Annotated in this window: 9 protein-coding genes; 4 read left to right on the top strand and 5 right to left on the bottom strand. The window is 65.1% G+C overall.

Annotated features, from left to right (window positions below; translation table 11 throughout):
- Positions 1-175 precede the first annotated feature (175 nt).
- From FJ548_RS13580 to FJ548_RS13565, 4 genes are all read left to right on the top strand, one after another.
- Positions 176-1,144, top strand: a complete 969-nt coding sequence (locus FJ548_RS13580; RefSeq protein WP_140612837.1) for a GlxA family transcriptional regulator — start codon at positions 176-178, stop codon at positions 1,142-1,144.
- Between the two features lie 304 nt (positions 1,145-1,448).
- Positions 1,449-2,753, top strand: a complete 1,305-nt coding sequence (locus FJ548_RS13575) for a Xaa-Pro peptidase family protein (protein ID WP_140697581.1) — start codon at positions 1,449-1,451, stop codon at positions 2,751-2,753.
- A gap of 316 nt (positions 2,754-3,069) precedes the next feature.
- Positions 3,070-3,750 carry an isochorismatase family protein gene (locus FJ548_RS13570; protein ID WP_140778092.1) on the top strand — a complete coding sequence of 227 codons (681 nt, stop codon included), beginning with the start codon at positions 3,070-3,072 and terminating at the stop codon, positions 3,748-3,750.
- Positions 3,751-3,773: 23 nt separating this feature from the next.
- A complete protein-coding gene (locus tag FJ548_RS13565) occupies positions 3,774-4,724 on the top strand; it encodes an alpha/beta hydrolase (protein WP_140778091.1) in 951 nt (316 codons plus the stop codon).
- Positions 4,725-4,785: 61 nt separating this feature from the next.
- Here FJ548_RS13565 and dnaQ read toward each other — a convergent pair whose 3' ends face one another.
- From dnaQ to FJ548_RS13535, 5 genes are all read right to left on the bottom strand, one after another.
- Positions 4,786-5,514, bottom strand: a complete 729-nt coding sequence (dnaQ, locus tag FJ548_RS13560; protein WP_140612841.1) for a DNA polymerase III subunit epsilon — start codon at positions 5,512-5,514, stop codon at positions 4,786-4,788.
- A 75-nt stretch (positions 5,515-5,589) separates the two neighbouring features.
- Positions 5,590-6,195 carry a dephospho-CoA kinase gene (coaE, locus tag FJ548_RS13555; RefSeq protein WP_140778090.1) on the bottom strand — a complete coding sequence of 202 codons (606 nt, stop codon included), beginning with the start codon at positions 6,193-6,195 and terminating at the stop codon, positions 5,590-5,592.
- Positions 6,192-7,034, bottom strand: coding sequence for a shikimate dehydrogenase (locus FJ548_RS13550; protein ID WP_140778089.1), 843 nt, complete (start codon positions 7,032-7,034; stop codon positions 6,192-6,194). Before FJ548_RS13550 ends, coaE begins: the two co-directional genes overlap by 4 nt.
- Positions 7,027-7,626, bottom strand: a complete 600-nt coding sequence (locus FJ548_RS13545; protein WP_140778088.1) for a Maf-like protein — start codon at positions 7,624-7,626, stop codon at positions 7,027-7,029. Before FJ548_RS13545 ends, FJ548_RS13550 begins: the two co-directional genes overlap by 8 nt.
- Positions 7,627-7,908: 282 nt before the next feature.
- Complete coding sequence (locus FJ548_RS13535; RefSeq protein ID WP_140612845.1) at positions 7,909-8,730, bottom strand: pyruvate, water dikinase regulatory protein; 822 nt, start codon at positions 8,728-8,730, stop codon at positions 7,909-7,911.
- Between the last annotated feature and the right edge of the window lie 254 nt (positions 8,731-8,984).

Below are 8,984 nucleotides of genomic sequence, written 5' to 3'. Positions count from 1 at the left end.
CATAACGCATCCTTCCAGTCGGAAGAAAATATCGCACCATTAAAGCTCGGGATCAAACACCTAGGGTCTGCGCCGCGACATCAAAGCGTCTCGACTCTGAAGGCCACGCCGTCTCGAGCAGTTATGAGCCAAGTACCGTTGACCCCGGACGCCATTCGTCCGAATTGTGTCGTCCATGGCCACGCGCGACGCTTCAAAACCCACCGAGACCATCACCTTCGCGGTGCTGGTGTTTCCCGGCTTCCCGATGTTGGCGTTCAGCTCCGTCATCGAGCCGCTGCGCGCGGCCAACATTCTGGCGAAGAAGGAATGCTACCGCTGGATCATCGTCGGCGGCACGAAGGGTTCGGTCGAGGCTTCGAACGGCGTCGTCATCCAGCCGGGCTTTTATGCCGAGGATGCGCCGAAGGTCGACCGCGTCGTCGTCTGCTCGGGCGGCGACGCCGATCATCTCGTCGCCGAGGATGCGGCAAGCTGGATCCGCCGCAGCCTGCGCGGCGGCGCCCATATCGGCGCCGTTGCCGACGCGGCGTTCTTCCTCGCGCGCGCCGGCCTGCTCGACGGCCATGCCTGCACCTTGCACTGGACCAGCCAGGCCGCCTTCACCGAGGCCTTTCCCAACATCGAGCTCAGCCGCGATCTCTATGTCATCGACCGCAAGCGTTTCACCTCGGCCGGCGGCGTCGGCAGCCTTGACATGATGCTGGAGATCATCACCCGGGATTACGGCGCCGAGCTTGCCGCCGGCGTCGCCGAATGGTTCGTGCACAGCCAGCTGCGCTCCAGCGTCGACCGCAAGCTGATGCCGCTGCGCCTGCGCACCGGCGTTCGCAACGAACTGGTGCTGTCGGCCATCGCGATCATGGAAGACGCCGTGGAGGAGCGGCTCGGCATGGCCGAACTGACCCAAAAACTCGGCGTTTCTTCCGACAAACTCGAACGCTCCTTCCGTTCCGAACTCGCCATCTCGCCCAACGGCTACTACCGGCGGCTGCGGCTGAAGCGCGCCGCCGATCTTCTGGCGCATTCGACGCTCGCCGTGCGCGACGTGGCGCTGGCCTGCGGCTTTGCCTCGATGTCGAGCTTTGCCCGGGCATTTCGGGAAGAACATGGACATCCGCCGAAGCTGGCGAGAAGGCATTAGCGGGCTTCGGATGCTGGCGGGACAGCGCCCCCCTCTGTCCTGCCGGACATCTGCCCCACAAGGGGGAGATTGGCCGTTACCTCCGCCTCCACCAGCTCCGACCGTGAGGACATGAGCGCGGCTGCCGAAGCTGCCGATCTCCCCACCTGTGGGGGAGATCGCCGGCAGGCCAGAGGGGGGCGTGAAGTATCTCGACGGAGCCGTTCGCCAGCGGCATCCCGCACAACACACGCGGTTTTTCGCACAATCCTTTTGTCGCTCCTGCGCCATGGTCGATGCCTGCAACTCACCCAAGGCCAGGTACATGAGCATCGTCGTTTTCGAACCGGACAGCACCGAGGACGTGGACTTCAAGGACCGCATGCGCCATCCGGTGGCGGCCGATCCGGCCGGCGGCATGTGGCTGTCCGACACCGAGCCGTCCTTCATCGATGCCGACGCGCTGCGCAAGGGCCGGCTGGCCAAGCTGCGCGGCTGGATGCGCGAGGCGGGCTATGGCGGCGTCGTGCTGTTCGACCCCTATAACCAGCGCTACGCCACCGGCTCGCGCAACATGTTCGGCTACTTCCTGCGCAACTCGACCCGTTATTTCTTCATCCCGACCGAAGGGCCGGTCGTGCTGTTCGAATATCCGCAGAGCTACCATGTCTCCATGGTGCTCGACACGATCGACGAGGCGCGTCCTTCCAAGCTCGTCTGGTCGTCGGTCTCGGGCCGCGACGACGAGACCGCCGGCCCCTTCGCCGACGAAATCGCCGAACTCCTGAAGAAGCATGGCGGCGGCTCGATGAAGCTCGGCCTCGACCGCTGCAGCCATCTGCAGGCGCTGGCGCTGGAAAAGCGTGGCTGCGAGGTCCGCGATTGTCAGGGCGAGATCCTGGCGGTGCGTGCGGTGAAGACGCCGGAGGAGGTGAAATGCCTGCAGGTGTCGATGGCCGGCGCCGAGGCGGCGGTGGCGGCGGTACGCGAGGCGATCAAACCCGGCGTTTCCGAAAACGACCTGTTCGCCATCATGTATGGCGAGGTGATCCGGCAGGGCGGCGAGTTCATCGAGACGCGGCTGCTGACCTCGGGCCAGCGCACCAATCCGTGGTTCAACGAGGCCAGCGGCCGCAAGATCCGGCCGGGCGAATTGCTGGCGCTCGATACCGACACGATCGGCTGCTACGGCTATTATTCCGACTTCTCGCGCACCTTCCGCTGCGGGCCGGGCAAGCCGACCCCTTACCAGAAGTCGCTCTACCGCATGGCGCATGACCAGGTTCAGCACAACATCTCGATCGTCAAGCCGGGCATGGCCTTCCGCGAGATCGCCGAGAAGGCGTGGAAGATCCCGGACCGCTTCGTCGACCAGCGCTACACCTCGGTGATGCACGGCGTCGGCATGCATGGCGAGACGCCGTTCATCGCCCATGCGATGGACTACGAGACCTATGGCCGCGACGGCCATATCGTGCCAGGCATGGTGGTGAGCGTGGAAAGCTATATTGGCGAGAAGGGCGGCCGCGAGGGCGTCAAGCTGGAGGACGAAATCCTGATCACCGACACCGGCACCGAACTTCTGTCGCGCTTCCCCTATGAGGATGAGTTCCTGGAGAAACAGGTTTGATGCTGGGTCCGTCTCCGTTGGCAACCAGATGGAACGCCCCGCGCTTTCGTCATCCTAGGGCGAAGCAAGGAGCGCAGCGACGCGGCGCAGACCCTAGGATCCATGCCGTGACGCCAAAGCGATGCAACGGCTACGGAATTCTGCTCCGCTGCATTATTCGATCAACGTCACGGCATGGATCCCAGGGTCTCCGCGACGGAGCTGCGCTCCTGCTTCGCCCTGGGATGACGACATGGGGGGGGCGCCGGCCAATCGCAACGGCTTGCGCCAGATCGCTGGACAGGGCGACGCCGGCGTTGAGCCAAGGCTCCTCCGCATGAAAAGTCCCATCTCCATCAAGCGCGGTTCGGTGGCCGCCGTCTTCATCGACCTGCAGGAAGAGCACCGGCAGGACCAGCGCTACCTGGTCGAGGGCTTTGAAAAAATCCTCGCCAACGTCCGGCGACTGCAGGCGGCGGCACGCGAGAACCATGTGCCGCTCCATCACTGGGCCTATATCGTCGATCTCGACAAACAGGAGCGGCCGTTTCATCCGCTCGATGCCAACGGCAAATCGGCCTTTTCCGACAAGAGCGACCCGCTGACCGAGATCTGCCACGAGGTGGCACCGGCCAGTGGCGAGGCGTTGCTGATCAAGGCCGAGGCCAGCGCCTTCCGGTCCGGGCCAGCGGCCGATCAGCTCAAGGCTTCGGGCATCGAATGGCTGGTCATATCGGGCGTGTGGACCGAGGCCTGCATCGATGCCACCGTCAAGGATGCGGTGGCCAAGGGTTTTCGCGTGCTGCTGGTCAAGGATGCCTGCGGCAGCGGCAGCGCGGCCATGCACCAGACCGGCATCCTCAACCTTGCCAACCGGCTCTATGGCGGCGCGGTCACCGATACCGACGGCGCCTGCCGGCTGCTGGCCGGCGAGACGGTCACCGCTTGGCAGGTCGAAGGCTCGGTGCCGCTGCGCTTCAGCTTCGACAACGCGGCCGAGCTTTATGCCGAGCTCTGATGCGCCCGGCCGTGCAGACTGACATGACCAGCCGCGGCAAGTACGAGACCCGGCTAGACCCGGCCCTGTGGGCGTATATTGACAGCGTCAACGCCTGGTACCCGCAAGAGATCGTCGGCCTGCCTGTCGACAAGCAGCGCGCGGTCTATAACCGGATGTGCCGGGCCTTCCGCCAGGGGCGCCCGTTGGGGGTCAAGACCCGTGACGGCCTGATCGCCGCCGCCGATCATGGCATTCCCGTTCGGCGCTACCAACTCTCGGGCCAGGCCGCGCGAGCCCTGGTCGTCTACTATCATGGCGGTGGCTTCATCCTTGGCGGACTCGACAGCCATGACGACATCTGCGCCGAGATCTGCGCCGGCACCGGCTTCGACGTGCTGTCGGTCGACTATCGGCTGGCGCCGGAGCATGTCCACCCCGCTGCCTTCAACGATGCGCTGGCCGCCTTCGAATGGGCGGCCGGGACGGGCAGCCTGCCGATCGTGCTGTGCGGCGAGAGTGCCGGCGGCAATCTGACGGCGGCTGTTGCGCAGGCAACGCGCCGGCACGCCCGCGCAGCGATCGGCCAGGTGCTGATCTATCCCGGCCTCGGCGGCGACGAAAGCTCCGGCTCCTATATCGAGCATGCGGAGGCACCGCTGCTGTCGGTCGGCGATATCGCCTTTTACCGTGATGTCCGCTCCGTCAGGCGGCAATCGCCCGACGATCCGACCTTCTCGCCCTTGCGCGACACCGACTTTTCCGGCCTGCCGCCCACCGTGGTCATCACAGCCGAGTGCGATCCGCTGTCCTCGGATGGCGAGACCTATCGCGACCGTATCGTGGCCGCCGGCGGCAAGGCGTGGTGGCATGAGGAGAAGCGCCTGGTGCACAGTTTCCTGCGCGCCCGCACCACGGTGCCGGCCGCGGCCGAAGCTTTCGCGCGCATTATCGATGCGGTCGCGGCGCTGGGCCGGGGCGAATGGCCGTATTGAGGTTCGTCCTTGTTTCTTGACACAATTCCGGACGGAGGCCCGTCACTTCTCCCGGAATTGCTTACGACGCCGCCGCGGCACTTGCTTCGGATGAAGTGGCTTGCAGCCACAGTGCCTTTTCGCCGAGCGTGGCGACCATGGCGGCATGGGCGGCGCGATCGGCTTCGGTCAGGCGCGGCCGCAGCGGTGCCGGTCGTTCGGCGACAACGATCTCGATCTGGCGGACATTGTCGCCGCCCTGGGAAGGGCCGGCCACGCTGTCGAGGATGAGGGCGGCCTGCTTGCCGCCGATCAGCTCGATATAGACTTCGGCCAGCAGTTCGGAATCGAGCAGGGCGCCGTGCTTGGTGCGCTTCGTGTTGTCAATGCCGTAGCGCCGGCAGAGCGCGTCGAGCGAATTGGGGCCCATCGGGTGCTTGCGGCGCGCCAGAGCCAGCGTGTCGACGACAAGCCCATTGTCGACCGGCGGATGACCAAGCCGGGCGAACTCGACATTGAGGAAGCCGATATCGAAGGTGGCGTTGTGAGCGATCAGCTTGGCGCCTTCCGTGAACTTCAGCCACTCCTCGGCGATTTCGGCGAAGGTCGGCTTGCCGGCAAGATCCGCCGCGCTGATGCCGTGCACCGCCTGCGCCTCGGCGTGGATCGCGCGGCCCTGCGGGTTGATGTAGTGGTGGAAGGTCTTGCCTGTCGGGAAGCGATTGACCAGCTCGACGCCGCCAAGCTCGATCACGCGGTCATCGCGCGAATCAAGGCCGGTGGTTTCGGTGTCGAAGATGATCTCACGCATCGAATCAGTTGCTCCAAGAGAGCAGAATCGCGAGACCGGAACAAAATGGCAATGGGCAATGCCGCCAGCATGCCGTCAGGAGGGGGCTTTGCCGGACTTATCCCCGGAGAGTTCGGCGATGATGGCGGCGACGGCGGCGCGGGCGGCATCCAGCCCCTGGCCAGTGTCGATGACGAAATCGGCCATGTCGCGTTTCTCCGCGGCCGGCACCTGCTTGGCCAGGATCGACGCCAGTTTTTCCTCGGTCATGCCCGGCCGCGCCAGCACGCGCTGACGCTGGATTTCGGCCGGCGCGGTGACGACCACGACCTTGTCGACGCGGTTGCGGCCACCGGTTTCGAACAGCAGCGGAATGTCGAGCACGGCGATCGATTCGCCGGCGTTACGATGCTTGGCCAGGAAGGTGTCGGCGTCGGCACGAACCAGCGGGTGGATGATGGCTTCAAGCCGCTTCAGCGCGGCGGCGTCGCCGAGCACACGGGCCGCCAGTTTCGCGCGGTCTACGCCTCCGGCGGATGTGGTTCCGGGGAAAGCGGCCTCGACCAAAGGCGCCGCCTTGCCGGCGTAGAGGCGATGCACGGTCTCGTCGGAGTCGTGAACCGGTACGCCCGCCTCGGCGAACATCCTGGCCGTCGTCGACTTGCCCATGCCGATCGAGCCGGTGAGACCGAGCACGATCATGCTTTCGGCACCAGATCGGCGACGATGATCGCACGGAGCTCAGCCGTAACCTTTGGCCTGACCCCGAACCAGCGTTCGAAACCGGGCACGGCCTGGTTGAGCAGCATGCCGAGGCCGTCGACCGTCTTCAGCCCCCTGGCGCGGGCGGCAGCCAGCAGCGGCGTTTCAAGCGGCACATAGACGATGTCGGTAACGATGGCGTGGGCCGGCAACAGGGCCGGATCGGCGGAGAGGCCTTCATTGCCATGCATGCCGAGTGCCGTGGTGTTGACCAGCACGCCGGCATCGGCAAGCAGCTCGTTGGTCGCAGCCATGCCGTGTGCCGAAATGCCGGTGCCGAAACGATCCCGTAGTTCCTGCGCCCGGGCAAGCGTGCGGTTGACGATGCGGATGTCGGCGATGCCGCGTTGCTTCAGCGCCTGGATGATGGCGCGCGACGCGCCGCCGGCGCCGAGCACGACCGCGGGTCCGTTGCTCGCCCAGCCCGGTGCGTAGTCGTCAAGATTGGCGGCAAAGCCGTGACCATCGGTGTTGCCGCCCCACAAGACGCCGTCCTCGAACCACAACGTGTTGACGGCGCCGATCTCTTCCGCCGCCTGGTCGTGGCGCTCGGCCAGCGCGAAGGCGGCCTCCTTGTGCGGAATGGTGACATTGCCGCCACGAAAGCCGGCCGGCCGCAAGGTCGCGACGAATTCGGCGAAGTCCTGCGGCGCGACGTCGATGGCCTCGTAACTGCCGTCTATGCCGTGTTCGGCCAGCCAGTAACCATGGATCTTCGGCGAGCGGGAATGCTTGACCGGATGGCCCGTGACGAAGGCTTTCTTGGTCGCTTCAGCCATCGATCGCTCCCAGCGTGCGCAACTCGGCAAGCAGCGGCAAAAGCGGCAGGCCGACAATGGTGAAATGGTCGCCCTCGATCTTTTCGAAAAGCTGGATGCCTTCAGCCTCGACCTGGTAGGCGCCGACGCTGGCCAGCGCCTTGGCGCCGACACGGGCGAGATGGCGGCCGATGAAGGCGGGGTCGAGCTTGCGCATGGTCATCGAAGCGATGCCGACATGCCGCCACAGCACCTTGCCGTCACGCACCAGCACGGCGGCGCTGTTGAGCTGGTGGGTCTTGCCCGACAACGCCAGGAGATGGCGGCGCGCGCCTTCCATGTCGGCCGGCTTGTGGAACACCTCGTCGCCGAGCGACAGCGTCTGGTCGCAGCCGAGCACCAGAGCGCCGGGCTTGCGCTCGCTGACTTCGGTGGCCTTGGCCTCGGCGAGGATGAGGGCGACATCCTCCGGCGAAACGTCGCTGTCCTGTAAGGGCGCCTCCAGCGCCCGCTCGTCGACATCGGCGGGAACCGCTTCGACGTCAACGCCGGCATTGAGAAGCATCGCCTTGCGGAACGGACTGCCTGAGGCAAGGATGATTTTTTCGGTCATTTTTCCACACAGGCGCGGACACAGGCGCGGTTGGAGTACGGGGCTTATTCAGTGAAGCCGGCGCCGCCCCTCATTGTCCTGCCGGACATTTCTCCCCGTATAGGGACGGGGAGAAAAGGGCAGCTTCGGCGCGGGCGCACCTTCCGGCCACGCTGGCGATTGGCGAAACCATCGATGGCAACGCCCCTCTCCCCGTCCCTATACGGGGAGAGGATGCCGGCAGGCAGGTGAGGGGCAGCGCCGACTTTCCGCTAGGAATCGCAAAACCAACTCTTCGCTCATCTATCTGTTCTTCCCCCGCAGGGCAACGATCGCCGCCGCCGTTTCCTCGATCGAGCGGCGGCTGACGTCGATCATCGGCCAGCCGTGCCTGGTGCAGATCTGGCGGGCATAGGCAAGTTCCTCGTTGATGGCGGCGCGGTCGACGTAATCTGTCGGCACGTAAGAACTGCTGTTGCCGAGGATGCGGTTCTGGCGGACATGCGAGATGCGCTCGGCGGTGGCGATCAGCCCGACGACCAGCGGCGCCTTGGCGTTGACCAGGCTTTCGGGCACCGGCACGCCGAGCACGATCGGAATGTTGGCGGTCTTGATGCCGCGATTGGCGAGATAGATGCTGGTCGGTGTCTTCGACGTACGCGAAATACCGATGAGCACGATATCGGCATCGTCCATATTGGCCGGCAGCTGGCCGTCATCATGTTCCATGGTGAAATTGAGGGCATCGATGCGGCGGAAATATTCGGCGTCGAGAACATGCTGGGCGCCGACGCGGCGGCCCGCCGGCGTGCCAAGATAGGACTGGAAGACGGTAAGCACCGGCTCCAGCACCGAGACACAGGGCAGACCCATGGCCGCGCAACGTTCGTCTATGCCGCGCGCCAGCTTCTGGTCGACGACCGTATAGAGAATGATGCCCGGCTCCTCCTCGATGTCCTCGAAAACCTTGGCCACCTGTTTTTCGGTGCGGATGAGCGGGTAGATATGCTCGATGGCGCGCGCATCCTTGTATTGCGCGGAAGCTGCGCGGCCGGCGGCGAGCAGCGTTTCGCCGGTCGCGTCGGAAATCAGGTGCAGGTGAAAGAAGCTCTGGGGTTTGTTCACAGGGGATCACCTGGGTCTGTGGGCGGATGTGGATAAGGTCGGACAACGAGCCGGGCTCGTCGGAGGCGACTGTATCAGATGCCAGTTTGTCCACAATTCGATGTGCTGTCGGCTTCGTCGGGCGGCTGGGGACAAATCCGGGGAGGATGTCCTTTGCCTCTCGTCCGTCCACAGGGCCGGCTTTTCCGGCGGCGGCGTAACGCTTTGACTCCGATGATGGATTCCTGATCGTCCCCAGAACCCTGCATTCGGGA

It is taken from the genome of Mesorhizobium sp. B2-4-17, assembly GCF_006441275.1.
GTDB lineage: Bacteria > Pseudomonadota > Alphaproteobacteria > Rhizobiales > Rhizobiaceae > Mesorhizobium.
Note: the sequence above shows the minus strand (reverse complement) of the source record. Positions and strands in the feature narration are given on the sequence as shown.

Coding starts and splice junctions, on each gene's coding strand:
- FJ548_RS13550 (WP_140778089.1), bottom strand. CDS start 7,034: ATGGCTGAAGCGACCAAGAAAGCCTTCGTCACGGGCCATCCGGTCAAG.
- coaE (WP_140778090.1), bottom strand. CDS start 6,195: ATGATCGTGCTCGGTCTCACCGGCTCGATCGGCATGGGCAAGTCGACG.
- dnaQ (WP_140612841.1), bottom strand. CDS start 5,514: ATGCGTGAGATCATCTTCGACACCGAAACCACCGGCCTTGATTCGCGC.
- FJ548_RS13570 (WP_140778092.1), top strand. CDS start 3,070: ATGAAAAGTCCCATCTCCATCAAGCGCGGTTCGGTGGCCGCCGTCTTC.
- FJ548_RS13565 (WP_140778091.1), top strand. CDS start 3,774: ATGACCAGCCGCGGCAAGTACGAGACCCGGCTAGACCCGGCCCTGTGG.
- FJ548_RS13575 (WP_140697581.1), top strand. CDS start 1,449: ATGAGCATCGTCGTTTTCGAACCGGACAGCACCGAGGACGTGGACTTC.
- FJ548_RS13545 (WP_140778088.1), bottom strand. CDS start 7,626: ATGACCGAAAAAATCATCCTTGCCTCAGGCAGTCCGTTCCGCAAGGCG.
- FJ548_RS13580 (WP_140612837.1), top strand. CDS start 176: ATGGCCACGCGCGACGCTTCAAAACCCACCGAGACCATCACCTTCGCG.